The following is a 20,719-nucleotide window of genomic DNA, read 5'->3' on the forward strand; positions in this document are numbered from 1 at the left end:
TGCCCGACCTGACGGTCGGCTGAACCGATGCGTGCCGATCGCGTCTTCGCGTACGGCGCCGCCGCCGGCCTTCTCGGTGACCTGCTGCTCGGCGATCCACGCCGGGGGCATCCGGTCGCCGCGTTCGGACGTGCCGCGGGTGCCGTGGAGCGGGTGTTGTGGCGGGACCACCGGGGGTGGGGCGCGCTGCACACCGCCGTGTGTGTGGGTGGCGCTGTATCCCTCGCCGCCCTGGCCGACCGTTCCGTACGGACCTCTCGCATCGCGTCCGTCGCGTTGACAGCCGCCGCCACCTGGTCCGTCGTCGGCGGTACGTCGCTCGGCCGGGAGGCCCGGGCCATCGGCGGGGCGCTCGCCGCCGGGGACGTCGAGGTGGCCCGGGAGCGGCTGCCGCACCTGTGCGGGCGGGATCCGCAGGCTCTGGACGCCGACGGGATCGCCCGGGCCGTCGTCGAGTCCGTCGCCGAGAACACCTCCGACGCCGTCGTGGGCGCCCTCGTGTGGGGTGCCGCGGCCGGTGTGCCGGGGCTGGTCGCGTTCCGTGCCGTGAACACGCTCGACGCGATGGTCGGGCACAGGTCGGCCAAGTACCGGCGGTACGGGTGGGCTTCCGCGCGGCTCGACGACGTCGCGGGGTGGCCGGGGGCTCGGCTCACCGCCGTCCTCGCGGCCGTCGCGGGAAGCGATCCGCGCGGGGCCGTACGCGCCTGGCGTGCCGACGCCGTCAAGCATCCGAGCCCCAACGCCGGGCCCGTGGAGGCCTCGTTCGCGGGGGCGCTCGGCGTGCGGCTGGGCGGGACGCTCTCGTACGCCGGAAGGGTCGAACACCGGCCCGTACTCAATGGTGGTGGCCGGGCCGTGGAGGTCGGGGACATCGAGCGGGCCGTACGGCTCTCGCGGCGCGTGGGTCTGCTCGCGCTCGGCGTGAGTGTCGCCGGGCGGCTCCTCGTCAGCGGCCTTCGCGCGAAGGGGCGTACGTCATGAGCCGGGGAACGAGCGGGGGAACGGGTGGCGGGCTGCTCGTCGCCGGTACCACCTCCGACGCGGGCAAGAGCGTCGTCACCGCCGGGATCTGCCGGTGGCTGGTGCGGCGCGGCGTCAAGGTCGCGCCCTTCAAGGCGCAGAACATGTCGCTCAACTCGTTCGTCACGCGGGAGGGCGCCGAGATCGGGCGGGCGCAGGCCATGCAGGCGCAGGCCGCTCGTGTGGAGCCCACCGCGCTCATGAATCCCGTGCTGCTCAAGCCCGGCAGCGACCGGAGCAGTCAGGTCGTCCTCATGGGTAAACCCGTCGGTGAGATGAGCGCCCGCGGCTATCACGGCGGGCGGCAGGAAAAGCTCCTCGGGACCGTGCTGGAGTGCCTCGCCGAGTTGCGGGGCACGTATGACGCGGTGATCTGTGAGGGGGCGGGCAGTCCCGCCGAGATCAATCTGCGGCGGACTGACATCGTGAACATGGGCATCGCGCGCAACGCGCGACTGCCCGTGCTCGTCGTCGGCGACATCGACCGCGGGGGCGTCTTCGCCTCCTTCTTCGGGACCGTGGCGCTGCTCTCGCCCGAGGACCAGGCGTTCGTCGCCGGGTTCCTCGTCAACAAGTTCCGCGGGGACGTGTCCCTGCTGGAGCCCGGCCTCGACATGCTCCAGAACCTCACCGGACGTCGTACGTACGGCGTCCTGCCCTTCCAGCACGGTCTCGGCATCGACGAGGAGGACGGGATGGCGGTCTCGCTGAGAGGCTCGGTCCGGGAGTCGGCTGTCTCCTCCCCCGTCGGCGAGGACATCCTGCGGGTGGCCGTCTGCGCGATTCCGCTGATGTCCAACTTCACGGACGTGGACGCGCTGGCCGCCGAACCGGGCGTCGTGGTGCGGTTCGTGGACCGGGCGGAGGAACTCGTCGACGCGGACCTCGTCGTGGTGCCCGGCACCCGCGGCACGGTCAGGGCCCTGGAGTGGCTGCGGGAGCGCGGCCTCGCGGACGCCCTCGCCAGAAGGGCCGCTCAGGGGCGTCCCGTCCTCGGCATCTGCGGTGGCTTCCAGATCCTCGGCGAGCACATCGAGGACGAGGTCGAGTCGCGCGCGGGCCAGGTGGACGGGCTCGGACTCCTTCCCGTGCGCGTGCGGTTCGCGCGGGAGAAGACCCTCACCCGGCCCGTCGGCGAGGCACTCGGCGAGCATGTCGAGGGGTACGAGATCCACCACGGGGTCGCCCAGGTCACGGGCGGGGAACCCTTCTTGGACGGCTGCCGGGTTGGCGAGGTCTGGGGGACCCACTGGCACGGCTCGCTGGAGTCGGACGGCTTCCGCCGGGCCTTCCTTCGCGAGGTGGCGGCCGCCGCGGGGCGCCGCTTCGTACCGGCCGCCGACACGTCGTTCGGGTCGCTGCGCGAGGAGCAGCTGGACCGGCTCGGCGATCTGATCGAGGAACACGCGGACACGGACGCGCTGTGGCGGCTCATCGAGTCCGGCGCGCCGACAGGACTGCCTTTCATTCCACCGGGAGCGCCCGCATGAGCACAGTGTTGTTGTTGTCGACCGCCGACACGGATCTGCTGGCGGCACGCGCCGCCGGCGCCGCGTACCGGATCGGCAATCCGACCCGCGTGGATGTCGCGGAGGAGCTTCCCGCGCTGGTCCGGGGCGCGGACGTCGCGGTCGTACGGCTGCTGGGCGGCAAGCGTGCCTGGGAGGAGGGGCTCGCCGCGCTCAGGGCGTCCGGCATTCCGACCGTGCTGCTCGGCGGGGAGTCCGTCCCCGACGCGGAGTTGATGGCCGAGTCGTCCGTGCCCGCCGGGGTCGTGGCGGAGGCGCTTCGCTATCTGGTCGAGGGCGGTCCGGAGAACCTGGCCGAGCTGGCCCGCTTCCTGTCCGACACCGTGCTGCTGACGGGCGAGGGCTTCGAAGAGCCGCGGAAGATGCCCGAGTTCGGGATCCACGGCGAGCGCGCGCACGTCGAGGGCCGTCCGACCGTGGGTGTGCTCTTCTACCGGGCGCACCAACTGAGCGGCAACACCGGTTTCGTGGACACCCTGTGCGACGCGATCGAGGCCCGGGGCGCCAACGCCCTTGCCGTGTACTGCGGTTCGCTGCGCGACGCCGACGCGGGCCTGTACGAGCTCCTCGGCAAGTCCGACGCGCTGGTGGCCACGGTCCTCGCCGCCGGTGGCACGCACGCCTCGCAGGCGTCCGCGGGCGGCGACGAGGAGGCCTGGGACATCGGCGCGCTCGCCGACCTCAACGTCCCTGTCCTGCAAGGGCTCTGCCTCACCTCGTCGCGGGCAGCCTGGGCCGGGTCGGACGCCGCCCTCTCCCCCATGGACGCGGCGATGCAGGTCGCGATCCCGGAGTTCGACGGACGCCTCATCACGGTCCCGTTCTCGTTCAAGGAAGAGGGTCCCGACGGCGTTCCGGTGTACGTCGCCGACCCCGAGCGGGCCGCGCGGGTCGCCGGAATCGCCGTGCGCCACGCCCGGTTGAAGCACAAGCCGAACGCGGAGAAGAAGCTCGCGCTCGTCTTCACCGCCTATCCGACCAAGCACTCCCGCGTCGGCAACGCGGTCGGTCTCGACACCCCCGCCTCGGCGGTACGGGTGCTCGACGCGCTGCGGGACGCCGGGTACGCCCTGACCGAATACCCGGACAACGGCGACGAGTTGATCCACCGGCTCATCGCGGCCGGCGGCCACGACGTCGAGTGGCTGACCGAGGAGCAGCTCGCCTCGGCCCCCGCGCGCGTGCCGCTGGCCGACTACCGGGCGTGGTTCGACAAGCTCGACCCCGACCTGCGCAGCGGGATGCTGGAGGCGTGGGGCGAGCCGCCGGGCAACCTGTACGTGGACGGCGACGACATCGTGCTGGCCTCCCTCCAGTTCGGGAACGTCGTCGTGATGATCCAGCCGCCGCGCGGTTTCGGCGAGAACCCGATCGCGATCTACCACGACCCGGACATGCCGCCGTCGCACCACTACATGGCCGCCTACCGCTGGCTGGACAACAGCTTCGGCGCCGACGCCGTGGTGCACATGGGCAAGCACGGCACGATGGAATGGCTGCCGGGCAAGGGACTTGGGCTGAGCGGTGGCTGCGCACCGGACGCCGTCCTCGGTGAACTCCCCCTCGTCTACCCCTTCATCGTCAACGACCCCGGCGAGGGCACTCAGGCCAAGCGCCGCGGCCACGCCACGGTCGTCGACCACCTGGTGCCGCCGATGGCGCGCGCGGACACGTACGGCGATCTGGCGAAGCTGGAGCAACTCCTCGACGAGTACGCGCTCGTGTCCGACCTGGACCCGACGAAGGCCCCGGCCGTGCGGGCCCAGATCTGGACGCTGGTCAAGGCGGCCGAGCTGCACCACGACCTGCATGTGGACGACCAGCCGGACGACGACGCCTTCGACTCGTTCGTCATGCACATCGACGGCTATCTGTGCGAGATCAAGGACGTGCAGATCCGCGACGGCCTGCACATTCTCGGCGGCGGCCCGGAGGCCGAACCGCGTGTGAACCTCGTACTGGCCGTGCTGCGGGCCTCTCAGGTGTGGGGCGGGACAGCGAACGCGCTGCCGGGGCTGCGGGCCTGCCTCGCCGAGCACTTCGGCCTGGTCGAGAAGGAGTTGCTGCACGAGCCCGGCACCCCGGTGAAGGTGCCGGTCGAGCTGACCGACCTGGTGGCGGGTCCTGCCCGGACGGCGGCCGACGCGATCGACCTCCTTGAGCAGCTGTGCCGCCGGTTCGCGGAGGGCATGGAGGAGCGCGCCTGGGCCGTAGCGACCGTGCCCGCTCTCGTGCGCGAGGTTCTCGGCGGCACCGAACTCCCCGACGCCGTAGCCGTGTTGGAGTTCGCGTGCCGTGAGGTGGTGCCGCGTCTGGCCCGTACGACGGACGAGATCGACCACATCCTCCTTGCCCTGAACGGCGGTTACGTCCCGGCGGGCCCCTCGGGTTCACCGACCCGCGGACTCGTGAACGTCCTGCCGACCGGCCGCAACTTCTACTCGGTCGACCCCAAGGCGATCCCGTCCAGGCTGAGTTGGGAGGTCGGGCAGTCGCTCGCCGACTCGCTCGTGCAGCGGTACCTCCAGGACACCGGCGACTACCCGAAGTCCGTCGGTCTGACGGTCTGGGGCACCTCCGCGATGCGCACCCAGGGCGACGACATCGCGGAGATCCTGGCGCTGCTCGGCTGCCGGCCGGTGTGGGACGACGCCTCGCGGCGCGTCACCGGCTTCGAGGTCGTCGGCCTGGAGGAACTGGGCCGGCCGCGCATCGACGTCACGGTCCGCATCTCCGGTTTCTTCCGGGACGCCTTCCCGCACGTGATCGGGCTGATCGACGACGCGGTACGCGCGGTGGCCGACCTGGACGAGCCCGCCGACCGGAACTTCGTGCGCGCGCACGCCGACGAGGACACCGCCGAGCACGGCGACCGACGGCGCGCGACGTCCCGTATCTTCGGCTCGAAGCCGGGCGCGTACGGGGCCGGTCTCCTCCCCCTCATCGACGCGCGCAACTGGCGCTCCGACGCCGACCTCGCCGAGGTGTACGCGGTCTGGGGCGGCTACGCCTACGGGCGCGGGCTCGACGGGCGGGCGGCGCGCGGGGACATGGAGACCGCGTTCAAGCGGATCGCCGTCGCTGCCAAGAACGTCGACACCCGCGAGCACGACCTCGTCGACGCGGACGACTACTTCCAGTACCACGGCGGCATGGTCGCCATGGTCAGGCATCTGACGGGCGCGAGCCCCGAGGCGTACGTCGGCGACTCCGCCACCCCCGACCAGGTCAAGACCCGCACCCTCGGCGAGGAGACCCACCGCGTCTTCCGCGCCCGCGTGGTCAACCCGCGCTGGATGGCGGCCATGCGGCGGCACGGCTACAAGGGTGCCTTCGAGATGGCGGCGACCGTCGACTACCTCTTCGGGTACGACGCCACGGCCGGGGTCGTGGACGACTGGATGTACGAGAAGCTCAGCGCGGAGTACGTCTTCGACGCGGAGAACCGGGACTTCATGAAGAAGTCCAACCCCTGGGCCCTGCGCGGCATCACGGAACGGCTCCTTGAGGCGGCGGACCGCGGGCTGTGGGCCGAGCCGGACGCCGAGACGCTGGAGCGGCTGCGCGCCACGTATCTGGAGCTCGAAGGCGACTTGGAGGGCGACGACCAGTGAGTACCCCCTTTCCGTTCACGGCTGTCGTCGGGCAGGACGACCTGCGGCTCGCGCTGCTCCTGAACGCCGTGTCGCCCGCGGTCGGCGGTGTGCTCGTACGCGGCGAGAAGGGCACCGCCAAGTCGACGGCTGTCCGCGCTCTCTCGGCGCTCATGCCCGAGGTGGACGTCGTCGCCGGCTGCCGGTTCTCGTGCGCTCCCGCCGCTCCCGACCCCGCGTGCCCGGACGGGCCGCACGAGGTGGGGCCGGGAGCTCAACGGCCCGCGCGCATGGTCGAGTTGCCGGTCGGCGCCTCCGAGGACCGACTCGTGGGCGCGCTGGACATCGAGCGTGCGCTGGCCGAGGGCGTGAAGGCCTTCGAGCCCGGCCTGCTGGCCGACGCGCACCGCGGGATCCTGTACGTGGACGAGGTCAACCTCCTCCACGACCATCTGGTCGACCTGCTGTTGGACGCGGCGGCGATGGGTGCCTCGTACGTGGAGCGCGAGGGTGTCTCCGTACGGCATGCCGCGCGGTTCCTGCTGGTGGGGACCATGAACCCCGAAGAGGGCGAGCTGCGACCGCAGTTGCTCGACCGGTTCGGGCTGACGGTCGAGGTGGCCGCCTCGCGCGAGCCCGATCAGCGGGTCGAGGTCGTGCGGCGGCGGCTCGCGTACGACGACGATCCGGACGGCTTCGCGGCGCGCTGGGCCGACGAGGAAACGGCGGTACGGGCACGGATCGTGGCCGCGCGGAAGCTGTTGCCGTCGGTCGTGCTCGGCGACGGGGCGCTGCGGCAGATCGCGGCGACCTGCGCCGCCTTCGAGGTGGACGGCATGCGGGCCGACATCGTGATGGCCCGGACCGCCACCACACTGGCCGCGTGGGCCGGGCGCACAGAGGTGCTGCCCGAAGACGTACGGCAGGCCGCGCTGCTCGCGCTGCCGCACCGGCGTCGGCGAAACCCCTTCGACGCGCCGGGACTTGACGAGGACAAGCTCGACGAGACGCTGGAGGAGTTCGGGAGTGACGACGGCTCCAACGGCTCGGGCGGTTCCGATGATTCGGGCGACTCCGGCGACGAGGATCCGGATCCGGACGGGCCCGACGGGGGCGGCGGACAGCCCCCTCAGGACGGGCCCGACGACGACGGCAGCGGTGAGAGCTCCGGTGAGGTGCCCGCGCAGGGCGAGCCCTCCGAGAGCGGGCAGGCGCCGTCGCCCGGCGCGGGCGAGCAGGCCCCCGTGCGGGCCGCCGAGCCGTTCCGTACGAAGATGTTGAGTGTGCCGGGTCTCGGCGAGGGTGCCGCCGGGCGGCGGTCGCGGGCGCGGACCGAGCACGGGCGGACAACCGGGGCGCGTCGGCCTCAAGGGGCCCTGACCAAGCTGCACTTGGCGGCCACCGTGCAGGCCGCGGCCCCGCATCAGCGGGCGCGCGGCCGGTCGGGACCGGGTCTCGTGGTCCGGCGTGACGATCTACGGCAGGCCACCCGGGAGGGGCGCGAGGGGAACCTCGTGCTGTTCGTCGTGGACGCCTCCGGGTCGATGGCGGCCCGGCAGCGGATGAGCGCGGTCAAGGGGGCGGTGCTGTCGCTGCTCCTCGACGCCTACCAGCGGCGGGACAAGGTGGGGCTCGTGACCTTCCGCGGTTCGACGGGCGAGGTCGCCCTGCCGCCCACCTCCTCGGTGGACGCGGCGGCGGTACGGCTGGAGTCGCTGCCCACCGGCGGGCGTACGCCGCTCGCCGCCGGGCTGCTGCGGGCGCATGACGTGCTGCGGGTGGAGCGGTTGCGGGATCCGGCTCGGCGGGCGTTGGTGGTCTTGGTGACGGATGGCAGGGCGACGGGCGGGCCCGAGCCGGTGGCACTGGCGGGGCGGGCCGCTCGGCTGTTCGCCGCCGACGGGGTCGCGTCCGTGGTCGTCGACTGCGAGTCCGGGCCCGTACGGCTCGGGCTCGCGGGACAGCTCGCGGGCGAACTCGGCGGTACCGCCGTGACGTTGGACGAGCTGCGTGCCGACTCGATCGCCGGACTCGTCAGGGATGTTCAGGGCAACAACAGGAGGGCCGCGTAATGCCGCAGGGACAGCCGAGTGTCGTACCCGACGACGGGCTGACGACTCGTCAGCGGCGGAACCGGCCGCTCGTGATCGTGCACACCGGGATCGGGAAGGGCAAGTCCACCGCCGCCTTCGGGCTCGCGCTGCGGGCCTGGAATCAGGGCTGGCCCATCGGGGTCTTCCAGTTCGTCAAGTCCGCGAAGTGGAAGGTCGGCGAGGAGAACGCGCTTCGGGTGCTGGGAGCATCCGATGAAGGTGGGGCCGTCGACTGGCACAAGATGGGCGAGGGGTGGTCGTGGGTGCAGCGCGACTCCCAGATGGACAACGAGGAGAAGGCCCGCGAGGGCTGGGAGCAGGTCAAGCGCGACCTCGCCGCCGAGACGTACAAGCTGTACGTGCTCGACGAGTTCGCCTATCCCATGCACTGGGGGTGGATCGATGTCGACGAGGTCGTCTCCGTGCTGCGGGACCGGCCCGGGACCCAGCATGTCGTGATCACCGGGCGCAACGCTCCCGAGAAGCTCGTCGAACTCGCCGACCTCGTAACGGACATGTCCAAGGTCAAGCACCCCATGGACGCCGGTCAGAAGGGGCAGAGGGGCATCGAGTGGTGAGTTCTTCCGTCCCTCGGCTGGTCATCGCCGCGCCCTCCTCGGGCAGCGGCAAGACCACCGTCGCCACGGGGCTGATGGCCGCGTTCGCCTCGCGGGGGCTTGCCGTGTCCCCGCACAAGGTGGGGCCCGACTACATCGATCCCGGGTATCACGCGCTCGCCACCGGGCGGGTGGGGCGGAATCTCGACGCCTATCTGTGCGGGGCGGAGCTGGTCGCGCCGCTGTTCGCCCATGGGGCTCGGGGGTGTGATCTCGCCGTCGTCGAGGGCGTGATGGGGCTGTTCGACGGGGCCGCGGGGGAAGGGGAGCTCGCCTCCACCGCTCATGTGGCGAAGTTGCTGCGGGCGCCTGTGGTGTTGGTCGTGGATGCCTCGTCCCAGTCTCGGTCCGTGGCCGCGCTCGTGCATGGGTTTGCGTCCTGGGATCCGGAGGTGCGGATCGGTGGGGTGATCCTCAACAAGGTGGGGTCCGAGCGGCATGAGGGGATGCTGCGGGAGGCGTTGGACGCGTCCGGGGTGCCTGTGTTGGGTGTTCTGCGGCGGGTTGAGCGGGTGGGGACGCCTTCTCGGCACCTGGGGCTGGTGCCTGTTGCCGAGCGGCGGGCCGAGGCGGTTGCTGCTGTTGACGCGATGGCCTCGCAGGTGCGGGGTGGGTGTGATCTGGATGCGTTGTTCGCGTTGGCGCGCAGCGCTGGAGGGTTGTCGGGGGCGGCTTGGGATGCGGCTGAGGCCTTGGCTTTTTCGCCCCCGCCGCCCCTTCCCGTTCCCGTCCCTGGGGGCTCTGCCCCCAGACCCCCGTATCGCGCTGAACGCGCTCGTCCTCAAACGCCGGACGGGCTGAAAGTTGCCGTTGCCGGCGGGGCCGCCTTCACCTTCTCCTATGCCGAGCATGCCGAGTTGCTTGCCGCCGCCGGAGCGGAGGTTGTCACCTTCGATCCGCTTCGGGATGAGGAACTGCCCGAGGGGACGCGGGGGTTGGTCATCGGGGGCGGGTTTCCCGAGGTGTACGCCCCTGAGCTGTCCGCGAATGAGCCGCTGCGCAAGGCCGTTGCCGCGTTTGCCGGGAGTGGGGCGCCGGTCGCCGCCGAGTGTGCGGGGCTGCTGTATCTCTCGCGTGAGCTCGACGGCCTGCCCATGTGTGAGGTGATCGACGCGAAGGCGCGGATGGACGAGCGGCTGACGCTGGGGTATCGGGATGCCGTCGCCGTGTCCGACAGTGTGCTGGCCGAGGCCGGCAGCCGGATGCGCGGGCATGAGTTTCACCGGACCGTCGTCGAGCCCGGGGCGGGGGTCGCTCCGGCCTGGGGCGTCCGTGCTCCGGCACGGCGGGTCGAAGGTTTCGTACAGCAGGGCGTGCACGCGAGTTATCTGCACACGCACTGGGCATCGGCGCCCGGTGTCGCCCGTCGGTTTGTGGAGAGGTGTGTCGGGTCATGGGCAACAGCAGGCTGATCGGGGTCGGGGTCGGGCCCGGGGATCCCGAGCTCGTGACCGTCAAGGGGGTCAACTGCCTTCGGGCGGCCGATGTCGTCGTCGTGCCCGTCATGGCTGCGTCTGATGGAAAAGACGGCGGCGAGCCGGGGCGTGCCGAAGCCACCGTGCTGCACTACGTGCCCGACGAGAAGGTCGTACGCGTCGTCTTCGCGCTCAACGAGCGGTCCGACCGGGAGCGCCGTGAGGCCGCCTGGGACGCCGCCGGGGAGCGGGTGGCCGGGCTGCTTCGTACGCACGGGACCGTGGCGTTCGCGACCATCGGGGATCCGAACGTGTACTCCACGTTCACCTATCTCGCGCAGACCATCGAGCACGTCGTGCCGGGGACCGTCGTCGAGACCGTGCCCGGTATCACCGCCATGCAGGATCTCGCCGCCCGGTCCGGGGCCGTGCTGACGGAGGGCACCGAGCCGCTGACGCTCGTGCCCGTCACCGCCGGGTCCGGTGCGCTCAAGGACGCGCTCAACGGGCCCGGGACCGTCGTCGCGTACAAGTTCGGGCGGCTGGCGCAGGAGGTCGCCGCGGCACTGCGGGAGACCGGGCGGCTCGACGACGCCGTGTGGGGGTCGGCCCTGGGGCTGCCGGACGAGTCCATCCGGCCCGCCGCCGAACTGGACGGCGCCCAACTGCCCTACCTCTCGACGCTCATCGCGCCCGCGCGGCGCGACGGCGGACGCGGCGGCAAGCTGTGACTCCCGTCAGAACAGTGACTCCCGTCAGAGGGCGGTACCGGCACGTCGTCTCACTCCGCGATGCCCACCACCAGCCAGATGAAGGACGCCCCCGCGATCGTGCACAGCAGCGTGGAGCGGGCCGGGTGTTCGTGGTGGGCCTCGGGGAGGATCTGGGCGGCGGCGAGATAGAGCAGCGCGCCGCCGAAGAAGCCGAGATAGCCGCCGAGCAGATGCTCGGGGATGGTGAACAGGAGCGTCGAGGCGGCGCCCACGACCGGGGCCGCCGCGTCCGCGAAGAGCATCGCGACCGCCTTGCGGCGGGCGTTCCCGTACAGGGTCGTGATCGTGTACGTGTTGAAGCCGTCCGCGAAGTCGTGGGCGATCACGGCGACGGCCACGGCCGCTCCCATGCCGCCGCCGACCTGGAAGGCCGCGCCGATCGCCACGCCGTCCATGGCGCTGTGGCCGACCATCGCGGCGGCGGCCGTCAGGCCCACTTCGGGGGCGCGGCCGTTGTCTTCCTCCCCGCCGTGCGCCGCCTGCCGTACGGCCAGCAGGCGTTCCACCATGTGCGCCAGCAGGAAGCCCGCCACGAACAGCAGCAGCGCGGCCGGGACGCCGAAGATCTCGTCGCCCGCCGCGTCGAGCGCCTCCGGCAGCAGGTCCAGGCCGACGACGCCCAGCATCAGACCGCCTGCCAGACCGAGTACGAGGTGGCGGCGGTCGGTGACGCGTTGCGCCGTCCAGCCGCCGGCCAGCGTCATGAGGAACGCGCCGAGCGCGACGAACACCGCCATGTGCCCTTGCTATCCGATCGACCCGTGTTCACGCACGTCCGCCGCACGTCCGAGGCTTCACGGCTTCCGGAATCCGTGCGCTGATGTCCGCAAGCACCCGTGAGAACCGCAGTACTCGTAGGACTCATAGGAGAGGACCCCATCCCATGGCCGATGCCCCCACCGGCAAGGTGACCTTCGTCGGGGCCGGGCCCGGTGCCGCCGACCTGTTGACGTTCCGCGCCGCGCGCGCCATCGCCGAGGCCGACGTCGTGATCTGGGCGGCCAGCCTGGTGCAGGCCGAGGTCCTCGAACACGCACGTGAGGGTGCGGAGATCCTGGACTCGGCGACGATGTCGCTGGAGGACGTCGTCGCCGTCTACGAGCGCGCTGCCGAGGCCGGGCTGAAGGTGGCCCGCATCCACTCGGGCGATCCCGCGCTCTGGGGCGGTACGCAGGAGCAGGTCGACCGGTGCGCGGCGATCGGCATCGAGACCGAGATCGTGCCCGGTGTCTCCTCCTTCTCCGCCGTCGCCGCGCTCGCCCAGCGGGAGCTGACCATCCCTGAGGTCGCGCAGTCCGTGATCCTCACCCGGCTCGGCGGCGGCAAGACGCCGATGCCGCCCGGTGAGGAGGTACGGGAGTTCGCGCGGCACGGGACGACGATGGCGCTGTTCCTGTCGGCCGCCCGCAGCGGGCAGCTCGTACGGGAGCTGCTGGAGGGCGGTTATCCGACGTCGACGCCGGTCGTGGTCGCGTACCAGGCGACCTGGCCGGAGGAGCTGATCGTGAAGTGCACGATCGGCACGCTGGAGGAGACCGTCAAGGAGCACAAGCTCTGGAAACACACGCTGTTCCTGGTCGGCCCGGCCCTCGACGCGCACGGCACGCGCTCGCACCTCTACCACCCCGGCCACTTCCACGGCTTCCGCAAGGCCGACCCCGAGGCCCGCAGGGCACTGCGGACCCAGGGCGCACAGGGTGCGCGAGGTACGCAGGGCGCGCAAGGTACGCAGGGTGTCACGCCGTGATCACCGTCGTCGGTACGGGCACGGGGGCGCCCCTTCCTCCGGACGCCGGGGCCGCGTTGGCCGGGGCGGGGCTCGTCGTGGGCGGCCGACGGCATCTGGCTGCCGCGACGGCGATGCCGGACACGGCCGAGCGGGTCGTCCTGGGGCCGCTCGCGCCCGCCCTCGACGCGATCGAGCAGTTCCTGGAGAAGCCCGCCGACCAGGGGCGGGTCGTCGTGCTGGCCTCCGGGGACCCCGGGTTCTTCGGGATCGTCCGGGCCCTCGCCGAGCGTTTCGGAGCCGAGCGTCTTGACGTCCACCCGGGGGTGTCGTCCATCGCCACCGCCTTCGCACGGCTCGGCCTGACCTGGGACGACGCGGTGGTCGTGAGCGCACACGGGCGCGATCTGCGGACCGCCGTCAACGTCTGCCGGGCCCATCCCAAGGTGGCGGTGCTGACGGGGCCAGGTTCCGGGCCCGCGGAACTCGGCGCCGCGCTGCGGTCCAGCGGGCGGGTGCTGGTGGTGGCTTCGGCGCTGGGGGCGGGCGCGGGCTCTGGCCCCGCCCCGGGCTCGGACTCCGCCCCGCACACCAGCGAGCGGGTCGAGCGGGTCACGCCCGCCGAGGCCGCCGCCCGGGACTGGGGGGCGGCGGTGAGTGTCGTGCTGTGTCTCGACGAGTCGCGTGTCCTCTCCCCCGTGCGTACGGTCGCCGGGCCGCCGCCCGGGCCCGCCCGATGGGCGCTGGAGGAGGGCGAGTTCGCCCACCGTGACTCGATGATCACCAAGTTCGAGGTGCGGGCGTTGGCGCTGGCCCGGCTCGGGCCGCGGCTCGGTGAGCATGTGTGGGACATCGGCGCGGGCTCCGGCTCGGTCGCCGTGGAGTGCGCGCGGCTCGGGGCCGCCGTGACCGCGGTGGAGAAGACCCTGGACGGTGTGGGGCGGATCCGCGCCAACGCCGCCGCGCACGGGGTCGACGTGACCGCCGTGCACGGCGCCGCGCCGACCGTGCTGTCCGACCTGCCCGACCCCGACGCCGTGTTCATCGGCGGGGGCGGACGGGAACTGCCCGCCATCGTGACCGCCTGTGCCCGGCGGGCGCGGCGGTCGGTCGTCGTGGCGATGGCCGCCCTCGACCGGGTTCCGGCGGTCCGGGACGCGCTGGTCGCGGCCGGGCTCGACTGTGACGGCGTACTGCTGCAGTCGTCCCGGCTGGCGCCGCTGCCGGGGGACGTCACCCGGCTCGCGGCGACCAACCCCGTTTTCCTGCTGTGGGGCGTCCGGCCTCCGGTGCGTAGTGAAGGAGTCGCTCAGTGATCGGCCTGATTTCCGCGACGGCCGCCGGTTCGGCGGGCTGTCGGCGGGTGGCCTCGGCCTGGCCGGGCCGTACCCGCGTGTACGAGGGCCCCGTGGGGGACGCCGTGCGGCGGGCCTTCGCGGAGTGCGAGCAGCTCGTGTGCTTCCTCGCCACGGGGGCCGTGGTGCGGCTCGTCGCGCCGCTGCTCGGCGACAAGGCGTCCGACCCCGGGGTGGTGTGTGTGGACGAGGGCGGGCGGTTCGCGGTGTCCCTGGTCGGGGGCCACGGCGGCGGAGCCAATGAACTCGCCCGCGAGGTCGGCGAGTTGCTCGGTGCCGAGCCTGTGGTGACCACGGCTACCGACTCCGTGGGCGTGCCGGGGCTCGACACGCTCGGCCTGCCGGTCGAAGGGGATGTGGCCGGGGTGTCCCGGGCCATGCTGGACGGGGAACCGGTCGCGCTGAACGCCGAGTTGGCCTGGCCGCTGCCGCCACTGCGGGTCGCCGAGGCCGGTGAGTACTCAATTCGCGTCAGCGACAGGGCTGTTGAACCCGCCGAGCGTGAGGTCGTCCTCCGGCCGCCCTCCCTCGTCGTCGGCGTCGGCGCCTCCAAGGGCGCCCCCGTCGACGAGGTGCTCGGGCTCGTCCGGGACGCGCTCCGGGACGCCGGTCTTTCGGTGAAGTCCGTCGCCGAGCTCGCCACCGTGGACGCCAAGGCCGAGGAGCCCGGCATTCTCGGGGCGGCCGAGCGGCTCGGGGTGCCCGTGGTGACGTACGGCGCCGAGGAGTTGGCGGCGGTCGACGTGCCGAACCCCTCGGACGCGCCCCTCGCCGCCGTCGGCACCCCGTCGGTGGCGGAGGCCGCCGCCCTGCTGCGCGGCGGCGAACTCCTCGTCCCCAAGCGCAAGTCGGCCGCGCGGCCCGCGATGGCGACCTGCGCGGTCGTACGCCGGCCTGGGCGCGGGCGGCTCGCGGTGGTCGGCCTCGGACCCGGCGCCCGGGACCTGCTGACGCCCCGCGCGAGGGACGAGTTGCGCCGCGCCTCGGTGCTCGTCGGGCTCGACCAGTACGTCGACCAGATCCGCGACCTGCTCCTGCCGGGCACCCGGATCCTGGAATCGGGGCTCGGGGCCGAGGAGGAGCGGGCCAGGACCGCCGTGGCCGAGGCCCGGCTCGGGCAGGCGGTCGCGCTGATCGGCAGCGGTGACGCGGGCGTGTACGCGATGGCCTCGCCCGCGCTCGCGGAGGCGTCCGACGACATCGACGTGGTCGGGGTGCCGGGGGTGACCGCCGCGCTCGCGGCTGCGGCGATCCTGGGAGCGCCGCTCGGCCACGACCATGTGTCGATCAGCCTCTCCGACCTGCACACGCCGTGGGAGATCATCGAGCGCCGGGTGCGCGCGGCGGCCGAGGCAGACATCGTCGTCACCTTCTACAACCCGCGCAGCCGGGGCCGCGACTGGCAGCTCCCCAAGGCGCTCACGATCCTCGCCGGGCACCGGAAGCCGACGACGCCCGTGGGGGTCGTACGCAACGCCTCGCGGCCGGACGAATCCAGCCGTGTCACCACCCTCGCGGGACTCGACCCGGCGACGGTGGACATGATGACGGTGGTGACCGTGGGCAACACGGCGACCCGTGAGATCGCCGGCCGTATGGTGACGCCGCGCGGCTACCGCTGGCAGGAGGAGCCCAAGTGAGCGCAGTCAGCCGGGTGTTCCCGGAGAGCCGGATCACGGACCCCGGGACCGGGACCATAGATCCCGGGACCCGGACCGTGGACCCCGGGACCCGGATCGTGCACCCCATCGAGCAGGAGTCCTTCCGGCGGCTGCGAACCCGCCTGGACACCTCGCACTTCCCGCCGCTGACCCGTGCCGTCCTGGAGCGGGTGATCCACTCCGCGGCCGATCTCGACTACGCGACCGACCTCGTGACCGACGAGGGCGCCCTTGAGAAGGCCCACCGGGCGCTGCACGACGGGGCGCCCGTCGTGGTGGACGTGGAGATGGTCGCGGCGGGTATCACCCGGCGCGACACCGTCTGCCGCCTCAAGGACGCCGTGTCCGGTCCGGGGCTGACCCGCTCCGCCCATGCGATCCGGCTCGCGTACGAGCAGGTCGGGCCCGGCGCGCTCTGGGTGATCGGCTGCGCCCCGACCGCGCTGGAGGAACTGCTCACCCTGGACGCCGCCCCGGCGCTCGTCATCGGGCTGCCCGTCGGCTTCGTCGGCGCGGCGGAGTCCAAGGCCGCGCTGCGCGAGAGCGGGCTGCCCGCCGTGAGCAACGTGTCCGAGAAGGGCGGTTCGGCGGTCGCCGCGGCCGCGCTCAACGCCCTGCTGTACCACCCCGTTTCCCACCCGGTGCCTGACGCCGTGTCCCACCCCGCGCCCGAGGCCGAGTCCCGGGCCGGTTCCCCGTCCGAGTCCAAGGAGAAATCGTGACCACCCCCGCCCCCGCCCTGCTCATCGCCGGACACGGTACCCGGGACGAAGCGGGTGCCGAGGCTTTCCGCGACTTCGTACGGGAGTTGGGCCGCCGCAACCCCGGGCTGCCCGTCGCGGGCGGCTTCATCGAGCTCTCCCCGCCGCCGCTGGGCGACGCCGTGACCGAACTGGTCGAGCAGGGGGTGCGCCGGTTCGCGGCCGTCCCGCTGATGCTGGTGTCCGCCGGGCACGCCAAGGGCGACATCCCGGCCGCGCTGAGCCGCGAGAAGGAGCGGCACCCCGGGATCTCCTACACGTACGGGCGTCCGCTGGGCCCGCACCCGGCGTTGCTCGCGGTGCTGGAGCGGCGGCTCGACGAGGCGCTCGGTAGTTCGGCGCGGATCCCCGCGGACCGTGCCGAGGTGACCGTCCTGCTCGTCGGGCGCGGCTCGACCGACCCGGACGCCAACGCCGAAGTGCTCAAGGCGGCAAGGCTGTTGTGGGAGGGGCGGGGCTACGCGGGCGTGGAGACGGCGTTCGTGTCGCTGGCCGCGCCGGACGTGCCGTCGGGCCTGGACCGCTGTGTGAAGCTGGGCGCGCGCCGGATCGTGGTGCTCCCCTACTTCCTGTTCACGGGTATCCTCCCGGACCGGGTGCGGCAGCAGACCGAGGGGTGGGCGGCCGCGCACCCGGAGACCGACGTGGTCTCCGCCGATGTCATCGGGCCGGAGCCGGAGCTGCTCGACCTGGTCATGGAGCGCTATCGGGAGGCGGTCGAGGGTGATCTGCGGATGAACTGCGACTCCTGCGTCTACCGCATCGCGCTGCCCGGCTTCGAGGACAAGGTGGGGCTGCCCCAGCAGCCGCACTTCCACCCGGACGACGACGGGCACCACCACGGGCATCACCACCACGACGGCCACGCGCCCTCCCATGCACACTGACGGGGGCGACGGAGACGGCCCGGGCGGGCACCGCCACCGCCCCGGCCGCGGACAGGGCGTCGGGGCGCGGGACACCGGCGGACAGGGCTCCGGCGGACACGGTGAGGCGCACGACCTCCGGCACCACGGCGACGCCGAGGTGCGCGATGACGGATCGGCGCTCGTCGACCTCGCGGTGAACGTCCGCGCGGACACTCCGCCGGCCTGGCTGCGCGAGCACATCGCCGAGTCGCTGACCGGGCTCGCCGCCTACCCGGACGGGCGGGCCGCGCGGGCCGCGGTGGCGGCGCGGCACGGGCTGCCCGTGGAGCGGGTGCTGCTCACGGCCGGCGCCGCCGAGGCCTTCGTGCTACTGGCTCGCGCCCTGAAGGTCCGTCAACCCGTGGTCGTACACCCCCAGTTCACCGAGCCGGAGGCGGCGCTGCGGGACGCGGGGCACACCGTGGATCGGGTGCTTCTGCGGGCCGGGGACGGTTTCCGGCTCGACCCGTCGGCCGTCCCCGAGGACGCGGACCTGGTCGTGATCGGCAACCCGACCAACCCGACGTCCGTCCTCCACCCGGCCGCTCTGATCGCCGAACTCGCCCGTCCCGGGCGGACGTTGGTGGTCGACGAGGCGTTCATGGACGCGGTTGTGGACGAACGGGAAACCCTCGCGGGGCGCACGGACGTGCCGGGTCTGGTCGTGCTGCGCAGCCTCACCAAGACGTGGGGCCTGGCGGGGCTGCGTATCGGGTACGTCCTGGCCTCACCCGAGACGATCGACGAACTCGAACGGGCCCAGCCGCTCTGGCCGGTGTCCACGCCCGCGCTGGCCGCCGCCGAGGCCTGTATGACTCCCCGGGCGCTGGCGGAACAGGAGCACGCGGCCCGTCGCGTCGCGATCGACCGGGCCCATCTGGTCGCCGGGCTCAGGGAGTTCGCGTCCGACGGCGTCCGGGTCGCGGAGCCCGCCGAGGGCCCCTTCGTCCTCATCGGGCTCCCCGGGGCGGCGGCCGTCCGCGCCCGGCTGCGCCGGCTGGGCTTCGCCGTGCGGCGCGGCGACACCTTCCCGGGGCTCGACGACACCTGGCTGCGCCTGGCGGTGCGCGACCGCGCGACGGTCAACCGCTTCCTCCAGGCCCTGGACCAGGCCCTGAGCGTCTCTGATCAGCTTAGGGAAACGTAGTCAGGCCTAGTGTCTGGTACGTGTTCCCACCGGGGAGGAGTGGCGTGGTTGTGCAGGTGGAAACCTGCACCCCGTGCTGCTCCTCGCGGATGGTGTGTGCTGATCGTTGTCACGCCCTGGTTCCGGAGGGCTGCACGAGGCAGCCGGGTCCGGTCCGTGTGAGCGTGTCCCTCCGGACGCTGGCCCGCCGGGGCGGGGGAGGGTGTCCGGCGTCGCCTGGGCGTCGGACATGCTGCTTTCGTCGGGCCGGTCTTGGACCTGTCCCGACTGGTCTGGGTGGCAGTCGGTGTGATGACTCCCTTGGTTTCGAGTTTGTCGAGCACGTTGCGGATGGCCATGGCGCCGCTGGTGCGGTCGGTGACCGTCTTGGCCTGGTGGGTGAGTCCGCGTGCGGCGATACGGCGCCAGGCGCCCTGGTCCCGGTCGCCCTGCCAGTTGCATGACGGGCAGATCGCCCACTTCCAGCCCGGCACGGTCGGCCGGTCGGGGGCCTTGCGGTGGCGTAGCGGGACCAGACACTGCGGGCAGTGCTTGGAGGTGTTGCGGGCCGGGACGGTCACCACGGCGATGCCGGTCTCGGCGGCCAGGTGGCACATCCGGTCCACGATCTGCCCGCGCACCCTCTGTGACATGCGGGTGTTGTGGCCCTGGCCCATCCCGCGGGCCTCCATCGAGCGGAGATCCTCAACGTAGATGACCGTGGCCCCGGCGCTGATTGCCTGGTCCACCGCCCACCGGGCGGCCGACCACGCCAGAGCGTCGTTCAGGTTCGACCGGCGGGCCGAGACGTGTCGGATCTCGTCGGTGAGAATCTGACGCCTGCCCGTCAGGGCGTGGTGCTCCGCACCGCTGATGAGCCGGTCGTAGTGGTCGGCCTTGGTGTGCAGGGACTCGCCCTGTCGACGCAGCCGGTGCTGCCTGGCGAGGACACCGCAGGCGCGGAACATGCCGCCACTGCCGAGCGTGGTGATCCGTCCGTCGTCGTGGAGCCGGGTGGCACCCGCGCTGAGCAGGGTGTTCAGGCCCCAGTCCACACCGAGAGCGACCGTGTGGCCGGTGCGCTGCGTCTTCGGGACGGCATGCGTGAAGGCAAGGTCGGCCCGCACGTGGTCCTGGTGAAGACGCAGAGTCGGCAGGTGCAGCACGGCACTGGCGGGAACGGTCGGCGGAAGTGTGATCGGACAGACCACCCACGTCCAGTCCGCATACGACTGCGGATCCGGACGGGTCGGCAGCTGAAGTCGCAGCAGCGCCCGGCCCGGATCATCAGATCGTTCGATGCCGGCCTGCTGGCTGTCGCAGGCGGACAGAAGCAGCATTCGGGCCATGCGAGGCTCCCCTTCCAGCTCGAAGACGTCGGCCGGAAGCCGGTCGTGCTTCTGCTGGAAGGCGGTGATCTGCCGGGTGCGTGAGGTGATGACGGTGGACGGCAGGAACTGTCCGCCCGGCACCGCCTCACGCACGCCGTCCCACTCATCGGCGGTGCGCTTTTTCGGGTCCGCGGGCCACGTCTTGAGGATTGAGGCGGTCAGGTCGGCCCGCCACTTCACCGCACGCAGGGTACGCCCGGCCTGCTCCTGCGCCATGCGGACGATCCGGTCATTGACCTTGGCGCCAGGCTTCACGGTCCAGCCGAGGCGGCGCAGGGCCATCCACGCGTTCGACGGCAGCTTCTGGCCTCCCGCATCCACACCGCAGGCCAGCACATCCACATCAAGGGTGTTCCAGCGCTCGGCCAGCAGGGAGGCGACCATGCCCGACACCAGATCAGCGGCCCAGCCCACCCTCCCCGCCAGCACCGAAGCGGACAGGAGTTCACCCGTCTTCTCCTCCACGCCCATGCGCAGCAGACCACGGGCGCAGGCGGTGCGGGCACTCTCACCCTCAGCAAGCGGCAACTTCCGGCTCACCCGTGCCCCCTTCCCACCCGCGATGCTGTCATCCGATCAACGACACACCCCGCACAAGGTCACGCATTCGATCCACGTACTCACACACGACCCCGACACCGAGCACACAGCATGACACCGACGCATGCCGAATCACTACGGACACCTAAGGAAATGCGAGACCCTGCGGGACTGCTGACCTCGCGCAGGCGCCGCGTCGCCGAGCGGC

The 20,719-nt window shown here is 72.3% G+C and carries 15 protein-coding genes; 13 read left to right on the top strand and 2 right to left on the bottom strand.

What is annotated here, in order from left to right; all coding sequences use genetic code 11:
• The first annotated feature begins 27 nt into the window (after positions 1–27).
• The 7 genes from ACH4YP_RS32740 to cobI are packed head-to-tail and all read left to right on the top strand — an operon-like array spanning position 28 to position 11,001.
• Positions 28–984 (top strand): cobalamin biosynthesis protein, encoded by a 957-nt coding sequence (locus tag ACH4YP_RS32740; protein WP_398494372.1) that lies wholly within the window; start codon positions 28–30, stop codon positions 982–984.
• Complete coding sequence (locus tag ACH4YP_RS32745) at positions 981–2,513, top strand: cobyric acid synthase (protein ID WP_398494374.1); 1,533 nt, start codon at positions 981–983, stop codon at positions 2,511–2,513. Before ACH4YP_RS32740 ends, ACH4YP_RS32745 begins: the two co-directional genes overlap by 4 nt.
• On the top strand, positions 2,510–6,166 hold the full coding sequence (gene cobN, locus ACH4YP_RS32750) for a cobaltochelatase subunit CobN (RefSeq protein ID WP_398494376.1): 3,657 nt from the start codon (positions 2,510–2,512) through the stop codon (positions 6,164–6,166). The genes ACH4YP_RS32745 and cobN overlap by 4 nt, the downstream gene beginning before the upstream one ends.
• On the top strand, positions 6,163–8,217 hold the full coding sequence (locus ACH4YP_RS32755) for a putative cobaltochelatase (RefSeq protein WP_398494378.1): 2,055 nt from the start codon (positions 6,163–6,165) through the stop codon (positions 8,215–8,217). The genes cobN and ACH4YP_RS32755 overlap by 4 nt, the downstream gene beginning before the upstream one ends.
• Positions 8,217–8,816: a cob(I)yrinic acid a,c-diamide adenosyltransferase gene (gene cobO / locus ACH4YP_RS32760; RefSeq protein WP_361056769.1), complete on the top strand. Its 600-nt coding sequence runs from the start codon at positions 8,217–8,219 to the stop codon at positions 8,814–8,816. Before ACH4YP_RS32755 ends, cobO begins: the two co-directional genes overlap by 1 nt.
• Positions 8,813–10,267, top strand: a complete 1,455-nt coding sequence (locus ACH4YP_RS32765) for a cobyrinate a,c-diamide synthase (protein WP_398494380.1) — start codon at positions 8,813–8,815, stop codon at positions 10,265–10,267. The genes cobO and ACH4YP_RS32765 overlap by 4 nt, the downstream gene beginning before the upstream one ends.
• Positions 10,249–11,001 (top strand): precorrin-2 C(20)-methyltransferase, encoded by a 753-nt coding sequence (gene cobI / locus ACH4YP_RS32770; RefSeq protein WP_361056775.1) that lies wholly within the window; start codon positions 10,249–10,251, stop codon positions 10,999–11,001. Before ACH4YP_RS32765 ends, cobI begins: the two co-directional genes overlap by 19 nt.
• 50 nt (positions 11,002–11,051) lie before the next feature.
• Here the strand turns inward: cobI and ACH4YP_RS32775 are convergent, their stop codons facing one another.
• Complete coding sequence (locus tag ACH4YP_RS32775) at positions 11,052–11,780, bottom strand: ZIP family metal transporter (protein ID WP_361056778.1); 729 nt, start codon at positions 11,778–11,780, stop codon at positions 11,052–11,054.
• Between the two features lie 146 nt (positions 11,781–11,926).
• Between ACH4YP_RS32775 and cobM the strand changes: the two genes are divergently transcribed.
• The 6 genes from cobM to cobC all read left to right on the top strand — a co-directional run bounded on the left by cobM (position 11,927) and on the right by cobC (position 18,601).
• Entirely contained in the window at positions 11,927–12,790 is an 864-nt protein-coding gene (gene cobM / locus ACH4YP_RS32780; RefSeq protein ID WP_361056781.1) for a precorrin-4 C(11)-methyltransferase, read from the top strand.
• Positions 12,787–14,085 (top strand): precorrin-6y C5,15-methyltransferase (decarboxylating) subunit CbiE, encoded by a 1,299-nt coding sequence (gene cbiE, locus ACH4YP_RS32785; RefSeq protein ID WP_398494383.1) that lies wholly within the window; start codon positions 12,787–12,789, stop codon positions 14,083–14,085. Before cobM ends, cbiE begins: the two co-directional genes overlap by 4 nt.
• Positions 14,082–15,764 (top strand): precorrin-3B C(17)-methyltransferase, encoded by a 1,683-nt coding sequence (gene cobJ, locus ACH4YP_RS32790; protein WP_398494385.1) that lies wholly within the window; start codon positions 14,082–14,084, stop codon positions 15,762–15,764. The genes cbiE and cobJ overlap by 4 nt, the downstream gene beginning before the upstream one ends.
• Positions 15,765–15,841: 77 nt before the next feature.
• Positions 15,842–16,507 (top strand): precorrin-8X methylmutase, encoded by a 666-nt coding sequence (locus ACH4YP_RS32795; protein WP_361056938.1) that lies wholly within the window; start codon positions 15,842–15,844, stop codon positions 16,505–16,507.
• The gene (locus ACH4YP_RS32800) at positions 16,504–17,433 is read left to right on the top strand and encodes a sirohydrochlorin chelatase (protein ID WP_361056790.1); all 930 of its coding nucleotides are present in this window, start codon (positions 16,504–16,506) and stop codon (positions 17,431–17,433) included. Before ACH4YP_RS32795 ends, ACH4YP_RS32800 begins: the two co-directional genes overlap by 4 nt.
• Positions 17,423–18,601 carry an Rv2231c family pyridoxal phosphate-dependent protein CobC gene (gene cobC, locus ACH4YP_RS32805; protein ID WP_398494387.1) on the top strand — a complete coding sequence of 393 codons (1,179 nt, stop codon included), beginning with the start codon at positions 17,423–17,425 and terminating at the stop codon, positions 18,599–18,601. Before ACH4YP_RS32800 ends, cobC begins: the two co-directional genes overlap by 11 nt.
• Here cobC and ACH4YP_RS32810 read toward each other — a convergent pair.
• Entirely contained in the window at positions 18,583–20,511 is a 1,929-nt protein-coding gene (locus ACH4YP_RS32810; protein ID WP_398494389.1) for a zinc ribbon domain-containing protein, read from the bottom strand. The genes cobC and ACH4YP_RS32810 overlap by 19 nt on opposite strands.
• Positions 20,512–20,719 lie beyond the last annotated feature (208 nt).

Origin of the sequence: Streptomyces sp. NPDC020747 (assembly GCF_044334695.1) — a bacterium.
Lineage (GTDB): Bacteria > Actinomycetota > Actinomycetes > Streptomycetales > Streptomycetaceae > Streptomyces.

What these genes read in the sequence shown, in the direction of transcription:
- ACH4YP_RS32745 (WP_398494374.1), top strand. Translation starts at nt 981, where the DNA reads ATGAGCCGGGGAACGAGCGGGGGAACGGGTGGCGGGCTGCTCGTCGCC.
- cobM (WP_361056781.1), top strand. Translation starts at nt 11,927, where the DNA reads ATGGCCGATGCCCCCACCGGCAAGGTGACCTTCGTCGGGGCCGGGCCC.
- cobC (WP_398494387.1), top strand. Translation starts at nt 17,423, where the DNA reads ATGCACACTGACGGGGGCGACGGAGACGGCCCGGGCGGGCACCGCCAC.
- cobO (WP_361056769.1), top strand. Translation starts at nt 8,217, where the DNA reads ATGCCGCAGGGACAGCCGAGTGTCGTACCCGACGACGGGCTGACGACT.
- ACH4YP_RS32775 (WP_361056778.1), bottom strand. Translation starts at nt 11,780, where the DNA reads ATGGCGGTGTTCGTCGCGCTCGGCGCGTTCCTCATGACGCTGGCCGGC.
- cobN (WP_398494376.1), top strand. Translation starts at nt 2,510, where the DNA reads ATGAGCACAGTGTTGTTGTTGTCGACCGCCGACACGGATCTGCTGGCG.
- ACH4YP_RS32740 (WP_398494372.1), top strand. Translation starts at nt 28, where the DNA reads ATGCGTGCCGATCGCGTCTTCGCGTACGGCGCCGCCGCCGGCCTTCTC.
- cobI (WP_361056775.1), top strand. Translation starts at nt 10,249, where the DNA reads ATGGGCAACAGCAGGCTGATCGGGGTCGGGGTCGGGCCCGGGGATCCC.